The 20,279-nt window shown below is 64.4% G+C and carries 20 protein-coding genes and 2 pseudogenes; 15 read left to right on the top strand and 7 right to left on the bottom strand.

The window, feature by feature from the left end; all coding sequences use genetic code 11:
• Window positions 1-29 precede the first annotated feature (29 nt).
• Window positions 30-227 carry a hypothetical protein gene (locus tag ACNQP3_RS03070; protein ID WP_071984764.1) on the top strand — a complete coding sequence of 66 codons (198 nt, stop codon included), beginning with the start codon at window positions 30-32 and terminating at the stop codon, window positions 225-227.
• Here the strand turns inward: ACNQP3_RS03070 and ACNQP3_RS03065 are convergent.
• Window positions 178-1,359 (bottom strand): multidrug effflux MFS transporter, encoded by a 1,182-nt coding sequence (locus ACNQP3_RS03065; RefSeq protein WP_012270355.1) that lies wholly within the window; start codon window positions 1,357-1,359, stop codon window positions 178-180. The two genes, ACNQP3_RS03070 and ACNQP3_RS03065, sit on opposite strands and share 50 nt — an antisense overlap.
• Window positions 1,360-1,467: 108 nt before the next feature.
• Window positions 1,468-1,665 carry a heavy-metal-associated domain-containing protein gene (locus tag ACNQP3_RS03060; protein ID WP_012270354.1) on the bottom strand — a complete coding sequence of 66 codons (198 nt, stop codon included), beginning with the start codon at window positions 1,663-1,665 and terminating at the stop codon, window positions 1,468-1,470.
• A gap of 143 nt (window positions 1,666-1,808) precedes the next feature.
• On the opposite strand from ACNQP3_RS03060, the gene ACNQP3_RS03055 reads away from it, so the two are divergent.
• The 5 genes and pseudogenes from ACNQP3_RS03055 to ACNQP3_RS03035 all read left to right on the top strand — a co-directional run bounded on the left by ACNQP3_RS03055 (window position 1,809) and on the right by ACNQP3_RS03035 (window position 7,169).
• Window positions 1,809-2,195, top strand: coding sequence for a hypothetical protein (locus ACNQP3_RS03055; protein ID WP_012270353.1), 387 nt, complete (start codon window positions 1,809-1,811; stop codon window positions 2,193-2,195).
• Between the two features lie 52 nt (window positions 2,196-2,247).
• On the top strand, window positions 2,248-4,650 hold the full coding sequence (locus ACNQP3_RS03050; protein ID WP_060494585.1) for a heavy metal translocating P-type ATPase: 2,403 nt from the start codon (window positions 2,248-2,250) through the stop codon (window positions 4,648-4,650).
• Entirely contained in the window at window positions 4,647-5,057 is a 411-nt protein-coding gene (gene cueR / locus ACNQP3_RS03045) for a Cu(I)-responsive transcriptional regulator (RefSeq protein ID WP_012270351.1), read from the top strand. Before ACNQP3_RS03050 ends, cueR begins: the two co-directional genes overlap by 4 nt.
• A gap of 168 nt (window positions 5,058-5,225) precedes the next feature.
• Window positions 5,226-6,311 (top strand): annotated as a pseudogene (locus tag ACNQP3_RS03040) (cache domain-containing protein); the annotation flags it as partial.
• 90 nt (window positions 6,312-6,401) lie between these two features.
• Window positions 6,402-7,169 carry a methyl-accepting chemotaxis protein gene (locus ACNQP3_RS03035; protein WP_370739411.1) on the top strand — a complete coding sequence of 256 codons (768 nt, stop codon included), beginning with the start codon at window positions 6,402-6,404 and terminating at the stop codon, window positions 7,167-7,169.
• Here the strand turns inward: ACNQP3_RS03035 and ACNQP3_RS03030 are convergent.
• The 3 genes and pseudogenes from ACNQP3_RS03030 to ACNQP3_RS03020 form a co-directional block, all read right to left on the bottom strand.
• Window positions 7,150-7,197, bottom strand: a pseudogene (locus ACNQP3_RS03030) (hypothetical protein); the annotation flags it as partial. The gene ACNQP3_RS03035 and the pseudogene ACNQP3_RS03030 sit on opposite strands and share 20 nt — an antisense overlap.
• Window positions 7,198-7,234: 37 nt before the next feature.
• Window positions 7,235-8,014, bottom strand: coding sequence for an AraC family transcriptional regulator (locus ACNQP3_RS03025; RefSeq protein WP_012270349.1), 780 nt, complete (start codon window positions 8,012-8,014; stop codon window positions 7,235-7,237).
• Window positions 8,015-8,080: 66 nt separating this feature from the next.
• Window positions 8,081-9,358, bottom strand: a complete 1,278-nt coding sequence (locus ACNQP3_RS03020; protein WP_264316778.1) for an acetyl-CoA C-acetyltransferase — start codon at window positions 9,356-9,358, stop codon at window positions 8,081-8,083.
• Between the two features lie 117 nt (window positions 9,359-9,475).
• Between ACNQP3_RS03020 and ACNQP3_RS03015 the strand changes: the two genes are divergently transcribed.
• The 8 genes from ACNQP3_RS03015 (at window position 9,476) to ACNQP3_RS02980 (ending at window position 15,619) form a co-directional block, all read left to right on the top strand.
• Window positions 9,476-10,828, top strand: coding sequence for a 3-oxoacyl-ACP reductase (locus tag ACNQP3_RS03015; protein WP_264316777.1), 1,353 nt, complete (start codon window positions 9,476-9,478; stop codon window positions 10,826-10,828).
• Window positions 10,829-10,830: 2 nt separating this feature from the next.
• Window positions 10,831-11,682: a MaoC family dehydratase gene (locus ACNQP3_RS03010; RefSeq protein ID WP_264316776.1), complete on the top strand. Its 852-nt coding sequence runs from the start codon at window positions 10,831-10,833 to the stop codon at window positions 11,680-11,682.
• 58 nt (window positions 11,683-11,740) lie between these two features.
• A complete protein-coding gene (locus ACNQP3_RS03005; RefSeq protein ID WP_012270345.1) occupies window positions 11,741-12,046 on the top strand; it encodes a MazG-like family protein in 306 nt (101 codons plus the stop codon).
• Entirely contained in the window at window positions 12,043-12,792 is a 750-nt protein-coding gene (locus ACNQP3_RS03000) for a methyltransferase domain-containing protein (protein WP_012270344.1), read from the top strand. The genes ACNQP3_RS03005 and ACNQP3_RS03000 overlap by 4 nt, the downstream gene beginning before the upstream one ends.
• A 22-nt stretch (window positions 12,793-12,814) precedes the next feature.
• On the top strand, window positions 12,815-13,450 hold the full coding sequence (locus ACNQP3_RS02995; RefSeq protein ID WP_012270343.1) for a DUF4136 domain-containing protein: 636 nt from the start codon (window positions 12,815-12,817) through the stop codon (window positions 13,448-13,450).
• 19 nt (window positions 13,451-13,469) lie between these two features.
• Entirely contained in the window at window positions 13,470-14,039 is a 570-nt protein-coding gene (locus ACNQP3_RS02990) for a DUF4136 domain-containing protein (protein ID WP_012270342.1), read from the top strand.
• A gap of 213 nt (window positions 14,040-14,252) precedes the next feature.
• Complete coding sequence (locus tag ACNQP3_RS02985) at window positions 14,253-14,723, top strand: A24 family peptidase (protein WP_012270341.1); 471 nt, start codon at window positions 14,253-14,255, stop codon at window positions 14,721-14,723.
• 119 nt (window positions 14,724-14,842) lie between these two features.
• Window positions 14,843-15,619 (top strand): response regulator transcription factor, encoded by a 777-nt coding sequence (locus tag ACNQP3_RS02980; protein ID WP_012270340.1) that lies wholly within the window; start codon window positions 14,843-14,845, stop codon window positions 15,617-15,619.
• A gap of 39 nt (window positions 15,620-15,658) precedes the next feature.
• Here ACNQP3_RS02980 and ACNQP3_RS02975 read toward each other — a convergent pair whose 3' ends face one another.
• Window positions 15,659-17,323 carry a ShlB/FhaC/HecB family hemolysin secretion/activation protein gene (locus ACNQP3_RS02975; RefSeq protein ID WP_060515574.1) on the bottom strand — a complete coding sequence of 555 codons (1,665 nt, stop codon included), beginning with the start codon at window positions 17,321-17,323 and terminating at the stop codon, window positions 15,659-15,661.
• A 92-nt stretch (window positions 17,324-17,415) separates the two neighbouring features.
• Window positions 17,416-19,770: a peptidoglycan glycosyltransferase PbpC gene (gene pbpC, locus ACNQP3_RS02970; protein WP_012270338.1), complete on the bottom strand. Its 2,355-nt coding sequence runs from the start codon at window positions 19,768-19,770 to the stop codon at window positions 17,416-17,418.
• 77 nt (window positions 19,771-19,847) lie between these two features.
• Between pbpC and ACNQP3_RS02965 the strand changes: the two genes are divergently transcribed.
• Window positions 19,848-20,141: a hypothetical protein gene (locus tag ACNQP3_RS02965; RefSeq protein WP_012270337.1), complete on the top strand. Its 294-nt coding sequence runs from the start codon at window positions 19,848-19,850 to the stop codon at window positions 20,139-20,141.
• Window positions 20,142-20,279 lie beyond the last annotated feature (138 nt).

The following is a 20,279-nucleotide window of genomic DNA, read 5'->3' as shown; positions in this document are numbered from 1 at the left end:
GCGGCTCCCCTTCCTGGAGGTATGCCGCGATGAAAATTGTCGTAAGTGCGTCGAGCCGAAACCCCGCCTGCCCCTGGCAAGTCCAGCTCGATCAGCATGTGGTCAGTTTCCGTAGCGAGGCCGAGGCGCGCGCCTTCGTCGCTACGCTGGAAACCCGTCTGCAGGCACCTCACCCGCTCATGCGGGAGCCTTGGCCTGCAAACGTCGGGTCAACAGCGCGACACTGACCACAAGCGCCCCGCACAGGCTGATCACCATTGCCATCGGCACTGCACTGCCATCATGCAGCAGCCCGACCAGCGCCGCCGCACCTGCGGCAACGCTGAACTGCACGCAGCCCATCAGTGCCGAGGCACTGCCGGCCCGCGCACCCTGCCCGCTCATGGCGCAGGCGGAAGCATTGGGAATGATGCAACCAAGGCTGGCGATACAGATGAACAGCGGTATCAGCAGCGGCCACAACTGCGCGGGTCGCAATGCCGCCACGCCCAGCAGCACCAGGCCCGCAACCAGGTACAGCCAAACCGCGCGGGCCAGCAGGAAGGCTGGCCCGCGCCTGGCCAGCAAGCGGGCGTTCACCTGTGCCACCAGAATAAAGCCCGCAGCATTGGTACCGAACAACCAGCCGTAATGCTCGGCGGGCACCCCATACAGCTTGATGAATACGAAGGGCGAACCGGCGATATAGGCAAACATGCCGGCAATAGCGATACCGCCGGTCAACGCATGGCCGAGGAAAGCCCGGTCAGCGAGCAAACGCAGGTACTGGCGCAAGGCGCCAGACAGCGGCTGGCGGGGTATATGCTCAGGCAGGCTTTCAGGCAGGCCCAGGCTGACCGCCAGCAGGCAGCCGGCACTGAACAGGCTCAGCGCGAGGAAAATCGACTGCCAGCCGGCCAGGTTCACCAGCACCCCACCCAGCATCGGTGCCAGGATCGGCGCCAGGCCCATGACCAGCATCAGCTGCGAGAACACTTTCGCTGAGGCTACCGGGTCGCACTTGTCGCTGACGATGGCCCGCGACAGCACCATGCCGGCACAACCGCCCAGTGCCTGGACGAAACGCGCCAGTACCAACGTGTCGAGGTTGGGGGCATAGGCACAAGCCAGTGACGCCAGGGTGAACAGGGTCACGCCGAACATCAACGGTAGGCGTCGGCCAAAGCGGTCGGCAACTGGCCCATAGGCCAACTGGCCGATGGACAGGCCGAGGAAGTAGGCAGCCAACGTGGCCTGGACGTGTTTTTCATCGGTAGCGAACGCTTGCGCCATGGCCGGGAAGGCGGGCAGGTAGAAGTCGATCGCCAAAGGCCCAAACGCACTGAGTGCGCCCAGGATGAGCACCATTCGCAGGTTCATCAGGAATCCATAGCAGGCTAAGCAAGTGCGTGATTCTACCTGCTGTGGACCCCATCAGTCTGAAAACATTTGCAACACAGTGCCCCTGTGGAGGGCACTGCCAAGTCTTCAGGCAAGTTCGGCCTGATAACCTTCATCCCGAATGGCAGTGAGGATCTGCTCCTGCGCCAGCTCACTCTGCACCCGTACCTGTTTCGCCGCCAGGTCGATCTCGACCTTGGCCGCCGCATCCTGCTCCTGCACCGCGCGGGTCACGGCTTTCACGCAATGGCCGCAGGTCATGCCTTGTACATTGAACACTTGCATGGGTTACCTCCTTCAGGTTTTCCACGAGTCTCAAGCTTGCCATCAGGGCAAGGTCAAGCCCCGCCTGCAACAGCCGGGGTGGAAATCCGCGCCCGCGTCGGCCAAGCTGCGCCTTTGACGATCAAGCAAGCAGGAGATTTTTCATGTTCAGGGCAGCATTGGGCGTCGTCGGGCTACTGGGCGCGCTGGCTGTGGTGCCACCGGCCAGCGCCGAGGGCAACTCGGCCTACAGCGTACTGATCATTTCCCGGGAGCGGCTGGAGGTAGCTACCAGCTGCGAAATCGGCGTGTACCTCAACGACCAGCTTTCCGGACGCGTATTTCAGGAGCAGTCCACCTCGTTCAACCTGCCGCCGGGCCCTGTGGATGTGCGCCTGCGCCTGCTACCTGGGCAAATGCCGGGTTGCGCCGCAGGCATCGAAGACCAGCGCAGCACGCGTTTGAACCTGCAGGCGGGCCAGATCAACAAATACCGCATCGCCATGGGGCAATATGGGCTGGAGTTGAAGCGAGCCGATCTGGGCTATTGACCTTGCCCGCGTGGCAAGGTTGATGCTGGAGGCCAGTCCAAGGAGGAGAGCCATGCCCGCATCCACCACTTACGACCTGCCGATCACCGGCATGACCTGTGCCAGCTGTGCTGGCCGGGTCGAACGCGCCCTGCGCAAGGTCACAGGCGCTGAACAGGTCAGCGTAAACCTCACCACTGAAAAAGCCCGGGTTCTGGCCCCGGCCGACAGCCTGCCGGCGTTGGTCGACGCCGTGCGCGAAGCCGGTTACGGCGTGCCCACCCGCACCCTCGAACTGCAGATCGGCGGCATGACCTGCGCCAGCTGTGTCGGCCGTGTAGAGCGCGCCCTCGGCAAATTGCCCGGCGTCGAGCAGGTCAGCGTGAACCTGGCCAGCGAACGCGCGCACCTCGAAGTGCTCACAGCCCTCGATGACAACCTGCTGATCGACGCCGTACAAAAGGCCGGCTACAGCGCCAGCCTGCCGCAATCTGCCAGGGACGAGCAAAGCGCTGCCCAGCACCGCCTGCGCAACGAGCGCCTGGCGGTCGGCGCAGCCTTGCTGTTGGCCCTGCCGCTGGTATTGCCAATGCTGGTACAACCGTTCGGCCTGCACTGGATGCTGCCTGCCTGGGCGCAATTCCTGCTGGCCACGCCGGTGCAATTCATTCTTGGGGCACGCTTCTACGTAGCCGCCTGGAAGGCCGTGCGCGCCGGTGCCGGCAACATGGACCTGCTGGTGGCCCTGGGTACCAGTGCCGGCTATGGCCTTAGCCTGTACCAATGGGCGCAGGCCCCCGCCGGCATGGCCCCGCACCTGTACTTCGAAGCCTCCGCCGTGGTGATTGCCCTGGTATTGCTGGGCAAGTACCTGGAAAGCCGCGCCAAGCGCCAAACCGCCAGCGCCATCCGCGCCCTCGAAGCCTTGCGCCCGGAACGCGCCGTGCGCGTGGTCGATGGCCAGGAGGAGGACGTGGCAATCGCCCAGTTGCGCCTGGGCGACCTGGTCCTGGTAAAGCCCGGCGAGCGTTTCCCGGTCGATGGCGTGGTCGAAGATGGCAGCAGCCACGCCGATGAGGCCCTGATCAGCGGCGAGAGCCTGCCAGTGCCCAAGCAACCCGGCGACAGCGTCACCGGTGGCGCTATCAACGGCGAAGGCCGGTTGCTGGTCCGTACCCAGGCACTGGGCACCGAGACCGTGCTGGCACGCATCATCCGCCTGGTGGAAGACGCCCAGGCCGCCAAAGCGCCAATCCAGAAGCTGGTCGACCGGGTCAGCCAGGTATTCGTCCCGGCTGTACTGGTGCTGGCGCTGATCACCCTGATCGGCTGGTGGCTGGCCGGTGCACCACTGGAAACCGCGCTGATCAACGCCGTTGCCGTGCTGGTCATCGCCTGCCCCTGCGCCCTCGGCCTGGCCACGCCCGCAGCGATCATGGCCGGCACCGGGGTCGCCGCCCGCCATGGCATCTTGATCAAGGATGCCGAAGCCCTGGAGCGGGCCCATGCGGTCAACCGCGTGGTCTTCGACAAGACCGGCACCCTTACCTCCGGCAGCCCGCGGGTGGTTCACAGTCAGGCACAGGACGGCAGCAGTGCCGAGCTGCACCGCCTGGCCGGCGCCCTGCAGCGCGGCAGTGAACACCCGCTGGCCAAGGCGGTACTGCAGGCGTGCGCCGAACAGGGGCTGGACGTGCCCGAGGTTGCCGACAGCCAATCGCTGACCGGGCGCGGCATTGCCGGGCGTGTCGAGGGCCGTGAGCTGGCGCTGGGCAACCGCCGCCTGCTAGACGAGAGCGCTCTGCAGCCTGGTGAGCTGGCCTCCAAGGCCCAGGCCTGGGAAGCCGAAGGGCGCACCCTGTCATGGCTGATCGAACGCGGCAGGCAACCGCGCGTGCTGGGCCTGTTCGCCTTTGGTGACAGCCTCAAGCCCGGCGCCGCGCAAGCCATCGACACCCTGCATGCACAGCACATCAGCAGCCACCTGCTGACCGGTGACAACCGTGGCAGCGCCAAGGTGGTGGCCGATGCCCTGGGCATCGACGATGTGCATGCCGAAGTGCTGCCGGCCGATAAGGCCGCGACGGTGACGGCACTCAAGCGCGACGGTGTGGTTGCCATGGTCGGCGATGGCATCAACGATGCACCCGCGCTGGCCGCTGCCGACATCGGCATCGCCATGGGTGGCGGCACCGACGTGGCCATGCAGGCCGCCGGCATCACCCTGATGCGTGGCGACCCGCGCCTGGTGCCCGCCGCGCTGGAAATCAGCCGCAAGACCTACGCGAAGATCCGCCAGAACCTGTTCTGGGCTTTCATCTACAACTTGATCGGCATCCCGCTGGCCGCGCTGGGTTACCTCAACCCGGTACTGGCCGGTGCCGCCATGGCCCTGTCCAGCGTCAGCGTGGTCAGTAACGCGCTGTGGCTCAAGGCGTGGAAACCCACCAGTAGCAGCACCCAGGAGGCGCCATGAACATCGGCCAGGCCGCCCGCCGCAGCGGGCTCAGCACCAAGATGATCCGTTACTACGAGTCCATCGGCCTGCTCAAACCAGCCACACGCAGCGATAGCGGCTACCGCTTGTACCAGGCGCAAGACCTGCACAGCCTGGCCTTCATCAAGCGCTCCCGCGACCTGGGCTTTTCCCTTGAGGAGGTCGGCAAGCTGCTGACCCTGTGGCAAGACCGCCAGCGTGCCAGTGCCGACGTGAAGGCACTGGCGATACAGCACATCGATGAACTGAACCGGCGCATCGAGGAGCTGGTGAGCCTGCGCGATACCCTTGGCGAGCTGGTGTCGCACTGCCAAGGGGATGACCGCCCGGACTGCCCGATCCTCAAGGACCTGGCCAATGGCGCTACCGGCAACTGCTGTCACTGAGCGATCAAAAGCGTTTGGTATGCCAAAAGCGTCCAAACGCGACCGAATAGTCACCAAACACGACTTTGTCCAATAAATACAGGGGTTCTGGCTTCATAAAACCCGGATGCTGCCGATGCACTGGCTACCTGCCTCGTGGGTCGACAATAAAAAATTCCGGGAGCGTCGATGAGCATCAAACAGAAACTGACCTGGGCATTCGCGGTCATCGCCGGCTTGCCCATCGTCCTAGTGGCCACTCTGGTGGTCCTCAACCTGCGTGGCGAAGCCCGCGATGGATTCCTCGACGGTAGCAGCCGGGAAATCCGCCAGGTCAGCAACGCGATGAACATCTTCTTCCAGGGCATCAACCAGAACGTCGAGTACCTGGCTTCCCAGCCAATGGTCGCTGCCACGGGCAGCGAGCTGAACAAGTACATGAGCGCCACCCCGTCCTACGAACTGGGCGAACAGGCCAGCAAGCTCCTCGAGTTCATGACCCGCCTGGCCAACTCGCACCCCGCTTATGCCTACCTGTCCTACGGCGTGAATGACGGCGGCTACACGGGCTGGCCGGCCGGGCAGAAGTTCGTCAACTACGACCCACGCACCCGCCCCTGGTACCAACTGGCCATGGCCAACCCAGGCAAGACCGTGCGCACCGGCGCTTACTACTGGGCCGCCGACGACGCGGTGCTGGTCAGCACCGTGCGCGCCGTGGCCAACCAGCTGGGCAACCCCGGCGGCGTGGTCAACATCGATGTTTCCCTCAAGGGCCTGACCGAGATCGTCAAGCAGATCAAGCTGGGCGAAAGTGGCTACCTGATGCTGGTGGAAAGCAACGGCAACGTGATGGTCGACCCGCGCGATGCAGGCCACAACTTCAAGCAACTGGCGAGTTTTGGCGACGGTTACGCCGAGCTGGCCAAGGCCGGCAAAGGCCTGGTCGAGGTCGAGCTCAATGGCGTGCGCTACATGGCCAACGTCTACCCCGACGAGCAACTGGGCTGGACCTTCATCGGCCTGATCGAACAAAGCGAGGTGATGCAGACCACCACCCGCCTGACCTGGCTGATCGGCGTCATCGCCGTGGTGCTGGCCGTGCTGTTCGCCGTGGTCGGTGCGGCCTTCGCCAAACTGATCGTGCGCCCGATCAACAGTGTCACCAATGGCCTGGAAGACATTGCCCAAGGTGAAGGCGACCTGACCCGCAACCTGGAAATCCGCGGCCGCGACGAAACCGCGCAATTGGCCAGCTGGTTCAACCAATTCCTCGGCGCCATTCGCAGCCTGATCCAGCACATCGGCGCTGCCGCCAGCAAGATCCTCAGCACCTCCAGCAGCTCGACCCGCGTCTCCAGCGACATGGCCGAGGCCGCCGGCCGTCAGCGCGAAGCCGTGGACATGGTGTCCACTGCCTTCCACGAGATGGTCGCCACCGCCAACGAAGTAGCGCGGTCTTGCAGCCAGGCGGCGCAGTCGGCCGACAGCGGCCAGCAGCAAGCCCGCGAAGGCCAGCAACAGATCGATGCCGCGGTAAGCAGCGTGGACCGCCTGAGCCACGAGATCGAGCAGTCGGCGCAGTCGATCCAGCAATTGGAGCGTGACAGCAACGCCATCCAGTCGATCCTCGGCACCATCCGCTCCATTGCCGAACAGACCAACCTGCTGGCCCTGAACGCGGCCATCGAAGCAGCTCGTGCCGGTGAGCAGGGACGTGGCTTTGCCGTGGTGGCCGACGAAGTGCGGGCCCTGGCCAAGCGCACTGCCGACTCCACCGCCGAAATCGACGGTTTGCTGGGCAACCTGGCCAGCCGCACTGCCGAAGTGGCCGAACAGATGCATGCCAGCCTGGAAGTTTCGCAGCAGTCGGTGAGCCGTATCGGCCTGGCCCGCGACAGCTTCGGGCAGATCCGTGAGTCGGTGGACGTGATCCGCGACATGAACACGCAGATCGCCACGGCGGCCGAAGAACAGCACCAGGTGGCCGAGGACATCAACCGCCACATCAGCCAGATTCACGGCGATGCGCAACTGGTGGCCGAACTGGCCCAGGCGGCGCGTCAGGACTCCGAGAGCCTGGCCGGGCTGTCCAATGAACTGGACACGCTGGTGCGCAGGTTCCGCACCTGATGCATTGCCTGTGCCGGCCTCTTCGCAGCTAATGCCGCGAAGAGGCCGGCAAAGGCAACCGAGCACTAAAGTTTCAGCTCCCCCGGGGTCGCCCCAAACAACTGCTTGAACGCCGCAATATAGGCCGATGTGGAGTCATACCCACACCCCAGCGCCGCCTCGGTCACATTCTCCCCCGCCTCCAGTAGCGCCAGCGAAGACAGCAACCGCATGCGCTGCCGCCAATTGCGAAAGCTCAACCCGGTCTCCCGCTGGAACAGCCGCATCAGCGTCTTCTCCGAACACCCCAGCTCGCGCGCCCATTGCTGCAAGGTCTGCGGCTGGTCCGGCGCGGCGATCAAGCCATTGCACAGCGCCAGCAAGCCAGGGTGGCGTGGCAAGGGCAGTGAAAAACCAACTTCCGGCAACGTGCGCAACTGGTCGAGCAGCACCGCCACCAAGCGCGCCTCGGCACTGTCACCCTCCGGGTAATCCGCCGGCAACAGGCAAAACTGCTTGATCAGTTCGCGTGCCAGTGGTGTCACCTCAAGCACCCGGCATTGCTCAGGCGCCCATGGGCAGGCATCGCGGCGCACATACAGGCTGCGCATCTCGGCTTGCATCGAAGTGACCACTTCATGCTCGGCATCGGCAGGGATCCACACCCCCCACTGTGGCGGGGCAAAGTAGCTGCCGTCGCGCGTGTACACACCGAGTACGCCGCTGATCGCGTAGGAAAACTGCACCCAGTCGTGCTGGTGGCGGGTGGTCCAGGAACCGGCACCAAGGCTTTCGGCACGGGCGTAGAGGGGCCTGGGCAGGTGGTCCAGCACCGGAATAGCGCGGGGATGACCGATAATCGGCATGGCGGTTTCTTGTAGTTCTGACCAGACAAGCCTAACAGCTGGCATCGTCTCGATGTTCAACCTGTGTCATCGCTCGACGATTACCGTCACCCCCTGCCCACCTGCCGCACAGATCGAAATCAGCCCACGCCCCTTCCCCGCCGTCGCCAGCAGCTTGGCCAGGTTGGCCAATATCCGCCCCCCGGTCGCCGCAAATGGATGCCCGGCCGCCAGCGAACTGCCCTTGACGTTGAGCTTGCTGCGGTCGATCGCCCCAAGCGGCGCCTCCAGCCCCAACCGCTCGCAGCAAAAATCGATATCCTCCCAGGCCTTCAGCGTGCACAGCACCTGGGCAGCAAAGGCTTCGTGGATTTCGTAGTAATCGAAGTCCTGCAGTGCCAGGCCATTGCGCGCCAGCAAGCGTGGCACCGCGTACACCGGCGCCATCAATAACCCTTCGCGGCCCGTGACGAAATCTACCGCTGCGGTTTCCCCATCGACCAAATAGGCGAGCACCGGCAACCCTTGCTGCTGCGCCCACGCCTCGCTGCCTAACAGCACCAGCGAAGCACCATCGGTCAACGGCGTGGAGTTACCCGCCGTCAGGGTGCCTTGCCCACTGCGGTCAAAGGCAGGTTTAAGCCTGGCCAACTGCTCAAGGCCAAGGTCCGGGCGCAGGTTGTTGTCCCGAGTCAGCGAGAGAAACGGCGTTAGCAGGTCGTCCTGCCAACCCTCGGCATAGGCCGCAGCCAGCTTCTGATGACTGAGCAGCGCCAGCTCGTCCTGCTCGGCGCGACCAATGCGCCAGGCTTGGGCCATGCGCTCGCAATGCTCGCCCATCGACAACCCCGTGCGCGGTTCGCCATTGCGCGGTAACTCGGGCTTCAGGTGATGAGGCCGCAGTTTCAAGAAGGGCTTGAGCCGCTCGCCCAGGCTCTTGCCACGGTTGGCCTGCAGCAGGATATGGCGCAGGCCTTCGTTGACGGCAATCGGTGCATCGGAGGTGGTATCCACACCGCCGGCAATACCGCAGTCGATCTGCCCCAGGGCAATCTTGTTGGCCACCAGCAGCGCCGCCTCCAGCCCGGTGCCGCAGGCTTGCTGGATGTCATAGGCTGGTGTCTGCGGGGACAGGCGCGACCCCAGCACACATTCGCGGGTCAGGTTCATGTCGCGTGAGTGCTTCAGCACTGCGCCAGCCACCACCTCACCCAGGCGCTGCCCATGCAGGCGATAGCGCTCGACCAACCCTTCGAGCGCGACGGTGAGCATCGCCTGGTTGCTGGCCGTGGCGTAGGCGCCATTGGCGCGGGCGAAGGGGATTCGGTTGCCGCCCAGGATTGCGACCCGGCGAGATGAACGCATGCGCTAGCTCCTCCTGAAACAATTTGATCCGTACAGCCTAGGTGTTTTTACCGTATTCGAACGACCCTGCCACAAAGTTGGTCCACACTTTCAAGCTTGCCTTTCAGGAGACCACCCATGAGCGATCGCTACCTCGGTTTTGCCAACTCCAATCTCGGCCGTCGCCTCGTGGATGCCCTTGGCCTGCCACGCCCGGCGCCGCTGGAGCGCTGGCAAGCTGGCCGCCTGCGCCCGGTGGAAGGCGCCCTGGTATTGGGTGGCGGACCTCTGGCGAGCCAGGTCGAAGCCATCGCCCCGTGCCTGACCGACGAGGTCTACAGCTTCAATGCCGACAACCTGCAGGCTGAAGCCTGGGTGGCCGGCCTGGGGCCGAAAATCAAGGCTGTGGTGTTCGATGCCAGTCATTTGTCCGACAGCGATGCACTGAAGCAGTTGCGCGAATTTTTCCAGCCGCTGTTGCGCAGCCTGGCACCGTGTGCCCATGTACTGGTGCTTGGCCGTGCACCAGAAGGCCTCGACAACCCGTTGGCCAGCGTTGCTCAACGCGCCCTCGAAGGCTTCAGCCGCTCGCTGGCCAAGGAGCTGCGCAACGGCGCGACCGCCCAATTGTTGTATGTCGCCCCCGATGCCGAGAACCAGCTGGAAGGCGCCCTGCGCTTCTTTCTCTCGCCCAAGAGTGCCTTCATCTCGGGCCAGGTATTGCGCATGGGGGCTTGTGCCAGTCAGGTCGAGGACTGGACCCGCCCATTGGGGGGCCGCCGCGCTCTGATCACCGGCGCCGCACGCGGTATCGGCGCTGCCATAGCTGAAACCCTGGCCCGCGATGGCGCCGAGGTGCTACTGCTCGATGTGCCCCAAGCCAGCCAAGACCTCGACGCCCTCGCGGCACGCCTAGGCGGCAAGGCACTGCCACTGGATATCTGCGCCAGCGACGCGGCAGCGCAACTGCTTGCGGCCCTGCCCGACGGCATCGACATCGTAGTGCACAACGCAGGTATCACCCGCGACAAGACGCTGGCCAACATGACGCCGGAATACTGGGACGCAGTGCTGGCCGTCAACCTCAAGGCCCCGCAGTTGCTGACCCAGGCGCTGTATGACAACGGCGCGCTGGGGGAAAACGCACGCATCACCCTGCTGGCATCGGTCAGCGGTATTGCCGGGAACCGTGGGCAGGCCAACTATGCCGCCAGCAAGACAGGGCTGATTGGCCTGGCCCAGGCCTGGGCGTCACGGCTCGCCGAGCGCGGTGGCAGCATCAACGCAGTGGCCCCCGGCTTTATCGAAACCCATATGACTGCAGCCATGCCCATGGGCCTGCGCGAGGCCGGGCGACGCTTGAGTTCACTGGGCCAGGGCGGGCGCCCGCAAGATGTCGCCGAAGCCATTGCCTGGCTCAGCCAGCCGGGCTCAGGGGCTGTCAACGGCCAGGTGCTGCGCGTTTGCGGCCAGGCATTGATGGGGGCTTGAGCATGAGCCGACAGTGGCACGACCTGCACAGCCCAACGGCCCGCGCCCGCCTTTATCTGCGTGCAGCCAGCAAGCGCACAATCAGCGGCGAGCAGTTGCCGGAGGATGGCCTGCGCTGTTTCATCCGGGTTCAGCCGGGCAATCTGAACGCCTATCGAAGGCTGTGCCACTTTCCCGATGATGGCCGCCTGCCGGCGGCTTATCCCCATGTCATGGCGTTTACCCTGCAATTGCAGTTGATGACCGCAAATGACTTCCCCTTCCCGCTACTCGGCCTGGTGCACCTGCACAACCGCATTGAGGTACTGCGCCCGCTTGGCGCTATCGAAGGGCTGCGCTTTGCGGTGTATGCGCACAACCTGCAGCCCCATGCCAAAGGTGGCACCTTCGACCTGGTCACCGAGGCTGAAGACGGCATCGGTCTGCTGTGGCGTGAAACCAGCCGTATGCTGGTGCGTGGGTTGAAGCTGGAAGGCGAAGTGGATGAGCCCGCTGACGCCGAACCTGGTTCTTTGCCCGAGGCCACCCGCTGGTACGCCGACAGTGATATCGGCCGGCGTTATGCCAAGGTTTGCGGGGATTACAACCCTATTCACCTCAGTGCACTCAGTGCGCGGTTGTTCGGCTTTCCCACGTCCATTGCCCATGGCATGTGGACCAAGGCCATGGCCTTGGCCGCATTACGCGGGCACCTGCCGCACAGTGGCTATGCCTTCGAGGTGGATTTTTGCAAGCCGGTAAGGTTGCCTTCGGAGGTGGTGCTCAGTGCCAGTGAGGCGGGCCCTTCGGGGACGTTGCGGCTGGATGGCCATGGAGGTGTGCTGCATATGGTCGGGCGCTGGGCTCTGCTGTAGGCGCCGCTTGCTTTGCATCGGGCCTGGGCAGAAGCTATGCAGCATTAGGAGACCCCCGATGAACCTGCAAGAACTCACCCAACGCCTGCATCAGATCCGCGACAACAACGACTGGCGCGGCTTCCACAGCCCAAAGAACCTGGCCATGGCCGCCAGCGTCGAAATGGCCGAACTGGTGGAAATTTTCCAGTGGCTGAGCGAGGACGAATCGCGCCAGTTGCCTGCCGACAAACTGGCCCACGCCGGCCAGGAAGTCGGCGATGTGGTGCTCTACCTGTTGCTGCTCTGCAGCGAACTGGGCCTGGACATGGATCAAGTGGTGCGGGCCAAGCTGGCCGATAGCGAGAGGCGCTTCGCCCTATGAACGACCGTCACTTCGATGAGCTGGCCACGCGCTTTGCCGAGAAGATCTACGGCGGCGCCAAAGGTGCGATCCGCCTGGCCGTGCTGCAGGCTGACCTTGCCGAGGCGCTGCCCGACCGCCCGCTACGTATCCTCGACATTGGCGCCGGGTTGGGCCACATGGCCTTGTGGCTGGCCGAGCGCGGCCATCAGCTGACCTTGGCCGAGCCCGCAGCCCCCATGCTCGACGGCGCCCGTGCGCGCTTTGCCGAAGCGGGCCAACCGGCCACCTTCATTCATGCGCCCTGGCAAGAACTGCTTGGCCAACTGACCGAGCCCTACGACCTGGTGCTCTGCCACGCCGTGCTCGAATGGCTGGCCGAACCCGAGAGCATCCTGCCTGTGCTGCACCAGCTCACCGCCCCCGACGGCTGGTTATCGCTGGCCTTCTACAACCGCGATGCACTGGTCTATCGCAACCTGCTCAAGGGCCATTTCCGCAAGTTGCGCAGCAACCGTCTGGAAGGTGAAAAGCAGAGCCTGACCCCACAGAAACCGCTTGATCCACGCGAACTCAAGGCGCAACTTGAACCTATGTGGCAGGTTGAAAGCGAAAGCGGCGTGCGGGTGTTCCACGACTACATGCCCAAGGAGTTCCAGGGTAAGGCCGAGCTGCTCGACCTGCTGGAAATGGAGCTGGCCTACCGCCGCCACCCCGGTTTCGCTGGCCTTGGCCGTTACCTGCACTGGGTCTGCCGCCCTCGCTAACCCGCCCCGCCGGGAGGAATACATGCCGTACCGTCTGTTGTGCCTGGCCCTGCTGCCCATTGCCCTGGCTGGCTGCCAGGGCAGCAACCCGTATGTGGCCAGCAGCCGCCCGTTACCACCGGCCCCTGCACAGGCCGCTACCACTTTCGACGCCAGTGCCTACCCGGCGCCCGCCCGTGATTACGGGCACTACCGCAGCTGGAGCTGGCGCAACGGCCAGTTACCCAGCGGCTCGGCCAATGCTGACCCGGCGCAGTTGGCCGATGCCGTCAGCGGCGCACTCGATCAGCATGGCCTGCGCCCCGCCCGAGGGGCCTCCGGCGACTTGTTGGTCAGCGCCGACATGCGCCTGGAAAAACGCTTGCGCCAGGTGCGTGACTACGACACCTACGACCCCTACTACGGGCCGTACCCCTACGGTGGTGTCGGCTATGGTGGCTACCGCCATGGTTACGGGGGCTATGCCAGTGTGCCCATCGTGCGCACCTATGAGGTCGAAGTCATGGTGGTGCGTATCGACCTGTACGACGCCCGCAGCGGCCAGCCGGTATGGAGCGCCAGCGCCGAAAGCGGCAGCGACAAGGACTCGCCGCGCGAACGCGAAAGTGCCTTGCGCGATTCTGTGCACAAGGCGCTCAGCGGCTATCCTCCCAGTTAATCGCTAACGGAGAACCATCATGTTGCGCCGTCTCGTTCTACTGTCATTCGCGTTATTGCTCGCCGCCTGCTCCAGCAATAACGTCCAGCAGGATTTCGATGCCAGCCGCGATTTCGCCGCCTACCGCAGCTGGGCTTGGCAGGAGCCGGGGCTGCAGTACCGCCCGGACGACCCACGGATCAAGAGCGACCTCACCGAACAGCGCATTCGCCAAGCGGTCGCTGATCAGCTCGACCAGCGCGGCCTGCGCCCGGTGCAAGGCGGCGCTCGGCCTGATCTGAGCGTACGTACTTACCTGATCGTCGAGCAGCGCCAGCAGCAGATCACCACCAACTATGGCGGTGGCTGGGGTGGCTACTGGGGCGGCTACTGGGGGGGGCCGATGTACAACGAAACCCGCAGCGTCGACTACAAGGTCGCCACGATTCAGGTCGACATGTTCGATGGGCGTGACGGCAAGCTGGTGTGGCGCGGCAGTGCCGAGCAGATCATGAACAACTACCCGCCAAGTCCTGAAGAACGCAATACCGCCATTCACGACACCGTGGCCAAGGTGTTGGCCAACTATCCGCCAGGCAGCAAGAAATAGCGGCTTGATGCAGGTCTTTGCAGGAGCGGCCTTGCGCCCAGGCCGCGCCTGCAAAAGACCGCGCAGGCCTGCGTCAGCTACGACAAAATCCATTCCAGCCACGCCTTTTTACCCATCCCGCCCCACTCCCCCGCACGTTCCCGTCTATCTTCACTTAAGGAAACCTGACTGACCGGGTAGAAGTGTTCAACATTTGGGAAGGGCGACCTGCCAATGCAAAGCATTGTTCTCCTGCTGTGGCTTGCCTTGTGCTCCGAACAGGATGTGCGTCAACGCCAGATCTCCAACCTGCTGACCCTGGGCGTGGCTACCTGCGCCCTAATCTGGCTGTTCGCCACCGGCCACAGCTGGATCGGCGCCGACGCCAGCGATGCCGGCTGGGCGCTTGCCATCGTCATGCTGCTGACCCTGCCAGGCTATATGCTCGGCCGCTTCGGCGCCGACGACGTCAAGCTGATGGGCGCCCTGGCCCTGGCCACCAGCCCGCAATATGTGCTCGGCACCTTTATCGGCGCCGGCGTCAGTGTGCTGGTATGGCTGCTTACCCGCCGGCGCCTGTGGACCTTGCTCAACCCCAAGGTAAAGAAGCGTTTGCAGGCCCTGACCGAGGAAATGGGCGACAAACAGGCGTTCGTCCCCTATGTGCTGGCAGGGTTTCTTCTGACGGCCGTATGGATCCAATAAGGCTTCCAGTGGTCCGAAGACTTGTACACGCCTTGTACATATTCGCTTAGAGCGACTACTTTTAAGCTGCCAGAGCGTCTGGCACGGGAGCAGGGCGGTATACGAACAGGGAGTTGATCGTGTCCAGACCAGTGAGTGAAGTGAAGGTGTTGGTGGTTGATGACCAACCGGTCATTGTCGAACAACTGTGTGAATTCCTCGAAACCAAGGGCTATGTCTGCATACCAGCCCACTCAACTGACGAAGCTATCGAGCGATATGTGGCAGACCCGGCCATCGGTCTGCTCATCTGTGACCTGCACATGCCGGAGCGAGATGGCATTGAGCTGGTACGCGCCTTGAAGGGGCTCGACGGCAGCCCGCGCATGTTCGAAGCCATCATGTTGACTGGGCGTGCCGAGAAACAGGACGTGATCCGCGCGCTACGCGAAGGCTTTGCCGACTACTACCAGAAGCCGATGGACCTTGACGAGCTGCTGGCGGGCGTACGCCGGCAGGAAGAAGCCTTGCTGGAGCGCCAGCGAAACTTCCGTGATCTGGGTGGGTTGAACCAGCGCCTGCAAGAGCTGGCCGACTCAGTGGACGAACTGTATCAGGACCTGGAAAAAGCCCGTGGCCAAGGCACCCACCGGCGTGCCAGTGACGTGGAGGAAAGCGAAAGCGAACTGCCAGCGGCGTTCGAGAAGCTGTCGCCACGCCAATTGGAAGTGGCGCGCCTGGTCAGCAAAGGCAAGACCAATTACCAGATCGCCTGTGAGCTGGGCATTACCGAGAATACCGTGAAGCTTTACGTGTCACAGGTGTTGCGCCTGACCCACATGCACAACCGCACCCAGCTGGCACTGGCGCTTACCCCTAGCTCATCGCCGGTGCATCAGCGGTTTACCACCCATTGAGGGGGCAGCGTGTAAATTACCGGGGCTGCTTCGCGGCCCCTACAGTTGAACGTCAACGCTCAAGGTCAGCCGAGGCCCACGGTCCAGGCTATCGAGCGCCACATCCGCCAACGGCTTGGCCACTTCCAGCGCCACATTGAACACGCGCCCATCTCCTAACCGCACACCAAACGCCAGCGACGCCAGGTGGGCATCCTCCACCGGCCCTCGGTTATGCCAGGCCTGCGCCGTGTCCACTGCCGCATATGGCTGAACCAGCGCCAGCCCGCTCCCCTGCATGCTGTAGCTCAGCTCGTAAGCCACACCCCAGCCCTTGTCCCCGTCCGCCTGGTCACGCGGGTATCCACGGCCAAAACTCTGCCCGCCAAAACCCGCGCGCTCGCTGTCGGGCAACTTGTCATCACTCCAGTACAAGGCCCCGGACACCACGCCCTGCCAGTTATCCAGCAGTGCGTCGCTCTGCAAGCCGGAAAGCCGCAGCCGCAGAAAGTCCAGGTCGTAGTCGGCATCGCTTCGAGCCCCAAGGTAATCCAGGCCCTGATAGACCCCAGCACTGACGATACGCATACGCCTCTGCTCCATCTCGCGCCAATCGCCCTCGAACGACAGCGCACGCACGTAGGTGTCGTAGTCCCGAGACGATGGCTGCTCATCCGTGTGGTCTTCATCGCGCTCACGAACTGCGTACAAGTGCCCCTGAACCACCAGCCACTCATCCGGCCTGACGATCACCGGCTGACGAAGCCCTATCGCATAGCGCTCGCTGTCGTGCTCGCGGGTGATATCGCGACCATGGTCAAGGCGTATGCGCGTGCCGGGCTCGCTGCGGTAGCGCGAAGCCGACAGCAGCAGTTGACTGCCGGCGGCGTCCAGGTACTGGCTGTAGTCCAGACGCTGGTAATGGACCTGGTCGTCCCCTGGAGGCAGCAGCCAACTGGCCGTGAGTTGTTCACCATGGCGGGTCTGGGCATTGCTGGTTGCCGTGAACAACGCCTGTGCAGTGTCGCGGCTGGAGTCGGTCACCGTCACAGCGGCGCCGAATGGCTTGCGCCGCGCATGCAGGGTCAGCCGGGCGGCGCCATCAGCGGCCTGCGCCATTGTCAGCTCGGCCTCTACCGACACACCAGGCATGCGCGCGGCCAGGCCCAGAAAACGCTCCAGCGTTTCCCGCGTCAGCGGCCGCTCAGCCTCAAGGCGCGCCAGCAACTGTTGCAAATACTCGCTGGCCGGGCCGATATCGCCGTCCACGCGGTAATCACGGAGGTAACCTTCGACCAGCACCACGCTGACCCTACCCTCTGCCACATCCTGCGGTGGCAGATAGGCATACGACAACAAGTAGCCCTGCTGCCGATAACGCTGGGTCAGCCGCTCGGTATATTGCTGCAATTCACCCAACGTGGTCTGGCGCCCTATCAGCGCTTGGTAGTGCTCACGCAGGTCGCTCAGGGGGAACACCGTGCCGCCCTCGAAGCGTACTTTTTGCAGTATCAGCGGGGTATTGGCCGAAGCCCAGTCAGGCTTGTGGATAGCCGCCTCGGCCAGCCGTATGTTGGGGCTGACGAGGCGGTAGGCCGCAATAGGCAGGTTGGCGCTGGGCAAGCGTCGCTCGTATTCATGGCTGTCGAGAAAACCCGGCAACGGCTCGCCCTGGGCCGCAAGCGCCCAGGGCAGCAACAGCAGGGGCACGGCCAGAGGACGCATAGGGCGCTCCATGTTCCCTTGGGTTGTGGGGCACCCGCCGCTCACCCCCCTCACCTGCAAGCGTAGGTGCTGGCCCGGCTGCCGTCGAACACCTACTCGCTGACCTGGAACGCCACCCGCGCCGTCTCGCCACTTTCGTCCAGCGCGCTGAGTTCGGCCTGCCCGACCTGGGGCAAGCGCAGCAGCAAGCTGTCCTGCCCTTGGGTTTCACCCAGCGGCTGGCCGTTGAGGAACCACCAGCGCCGTCCACCACCACCCAACGCCGATACATGCAATTGCAGCGGCTCACTGCTGGTGGCTGGGCGACGCAGATTATCGCCGGGGCGCACGCCCACGATCGACAGCGGTGGCGCGCTGGCCGGTAGTTGCGGCGGGCAGGCCGGGTCGAGGGCGGGCAGACGCGCCGCGCGCCGTTCGAGGCGGGGCAGCCAGGGCTCCAACGGCGCCGGCCACAAGGCGATTTCACGGGGCTTGGCGCCCGGGCAACTGCCATCGACACGCAGGCCCTGGTCGTTGACCCACACGTTTTCGCGCAAACCCAGGCCCAGCGGTTGGTCAGCGGCCTGCAAGGTTGGCGGCGTAGTGCCATCCAGGGTCCAGGCGAAGCGCTGGCGTCGGCAGTTGGGGTCCTGCTTGCTCATCGGCTGGCCCAGCGGCCAGCAGATCGCCGCCACACCGACGTTTGCCGGTACACGCGCCACTGGCACGCTGATGCCACGCTGACTGTCACGGTTGCTCAGCAGGTCATGCACCTGCAGCATCAGCGGCGCCGCCGAAGCCAGGCCAAATTGCCCGGGAACCGGCGTGCCATCGGGGCGACCGATCCACACGCCGATCAGGTAGCGCGGCCCTACGCCGATCGACCAGGCATCGCGAAAGCCATAGCTGGTGCCGGTTTTCCAGGCCAGTTGCGGGCGCTGCACCAGTTCGGCATGCGGGTCGCGGTCGGGGCGAGCCTGGCCACTGAGGATGCGTCGGATGATCCACGCCGCGCCTGGCGACAACAGGCGTCGCTCTACCAGCGGGTCCTGCGGCTGCAAACGCACCTTCGCACTGTTACCGTCCCGTGCCAGCGCCGCGTAGCCACCCACCAAATCTTCCAGCCGGCTGCCGGCGCCCCCCAGTATCAACGACAGGTTGGGCTCGGCCAGCGGCGGCAATATCAGCGGCACGCCCGCCATGCGCAGCTGCGCGGCAAAGCGTTTCGGGCCATAGGCCTCCAGCAATTGCACGGCCGGCAGGTTGAGCGACAGGGCCAGCGCCGAGCTGGCCGAGACCGGGCCGCTGAAGCCCATGGAGAAGTTGCCGGGGCGATAATCGCCATAACGCCGTGGCACATCCTGCAGCAGCGATTCGGAATGGATCAGGCCATCGTCCAGCGCCATGCCGTAGAGAAACGGCTTGAGGGTGGAACCGGGCGAACGCAGCGAGCGCACCATATCGACATGGCCAAAACGGCGCTCGTCCGCCAAATCTATCGAGCCCAGGTAAGCGCGCACCGCCATGGTCTGCGCATCGACCACCAGGACGGCGGCCGAGGTGCGCTCCGGTAGCCGGGCGCGCCAACCCAGCAGCAGGTCTTCGAGGCGCCGCTGAAGTGCGGCATCGAGCGTGGTGCGAATCAGTGGCGGGCTGTCGGCGCTGTTCAGGCGCCGGGCCAGCAAGGGTGCCAGGGCCGGCTCCTGGCGTGGCGCCAACACCAACGGTTCCTCGGCCGCCTCGCGGATTTGCCGCTCAGGCCACACTTGGTATTCGGCCAGGCGCTGCAACACCTTGTCGCGCGCGCGCTGAGCACGCTCGTGGTGGCGGTCTGGGCGCAGCCGGCTGGGTGCCTGGGGCAGCACCGCCAGCAGCGCCGCTTCAGCGGGTGTCAGGTGCAAGGGCGACTTGCCCAGGTACGCCCAGCTGGCCGCGGCCACGCCCTGCAAGGTGCCGCCGAACGGCGCGCGGTCCAGGTAGATCTGCAGGATTTCGCGCTTGGACAAGTGCCATTCCAGCTGCGCCGTACGCCACAACTGACGCAGTTTGCCAGCCAGGGTGCGGTCGTGCGGGTCGAGCAGGCGCGCCACCTGCATCGACAACGTACTGCCGCCCGACACCACGCGCCCACCGCGCAGGTTCAACCAGGCAGCGCGGGCCAAGGCCAGTGGATTGACCCCAGGGTGGCTGTAGAACCAGCGGTCCTCGTAAGTCAGCAAGGCCTGCAGGTACAGCGGCGACACCTGTTCGGGGCTGACCGGGTAGCGCCACACGCCATCAGCATCGGCAAAGCGCCACAACGGCGTCCCGTCCTCGGCCAGCACCACCCGGGCCAGGTCGTCGCCCGGCATGGGCAGCGGCCAGATACGATCAGCAAGCCACAACAGGCCGCACAGCACCAGCACGCCGATCAGCGTGGCACGCAACATCCTGCCCGCATGGCGATGTGGCCGCGCTAAGCTTGGCATCGGGAACCGACCTGGCCAGGTAATGGCCAAAGGCTTTGGGACGGCAACCTCGCCGATTCGTTCATCAGGAAGCAACTATGCATGTAGAAGGTTTTTTCGAGTGGTTGGGCCAGGCACTGGGGTCGTTGATCCGCTTCATCGTCGACGCATTGAGCGGGCTGTTCAACCTGCTGGCCAATGCCGGTGGCAATTTCATCGACGGCCTGGCGCGCACCTTGGGCATGGACACCTCGCTACTCAGCATCCTGGCCCTGATCATCGGCCTTATGCTGCTGTACTCGGCAATCCGTGCGTTCATGCGCGCCTCGATCATCCTCGGGATCATCTGGCTGGTGCTGGGGTTGTGGGTGATGAGTTGGGTGATTCACTAGAAACTGCGCCATTCCTGTAGGAGCGGCCTTGCGTCGCGATCGGGCGCGCAGCGGCCGCAAAACCTGGCGACGCGGTACCACAGTTGCTCCGCGCGCTCAGGTTTTGGGGCCGCTTTGCGGCCCGATCGCGACACAAGG

The sequence above is a fragment of the Pseudomonas sp. LFS074 genome (assembly GCF_047978165.1).
GTDB classification, from domain to species: domain Bacteria; phylum Pseudomonadota; class Gammaproteobacteria; order Pseudomonadales; family Pseudomonadaceae; genus Aquipseudomonas; species Aquipseudomonas putida_P.
The sequence above is the reverse complement of the archived record's forward strand: the minus strand, read 5'-3'. Positions and strand labels throughout refer to the sequence as shown.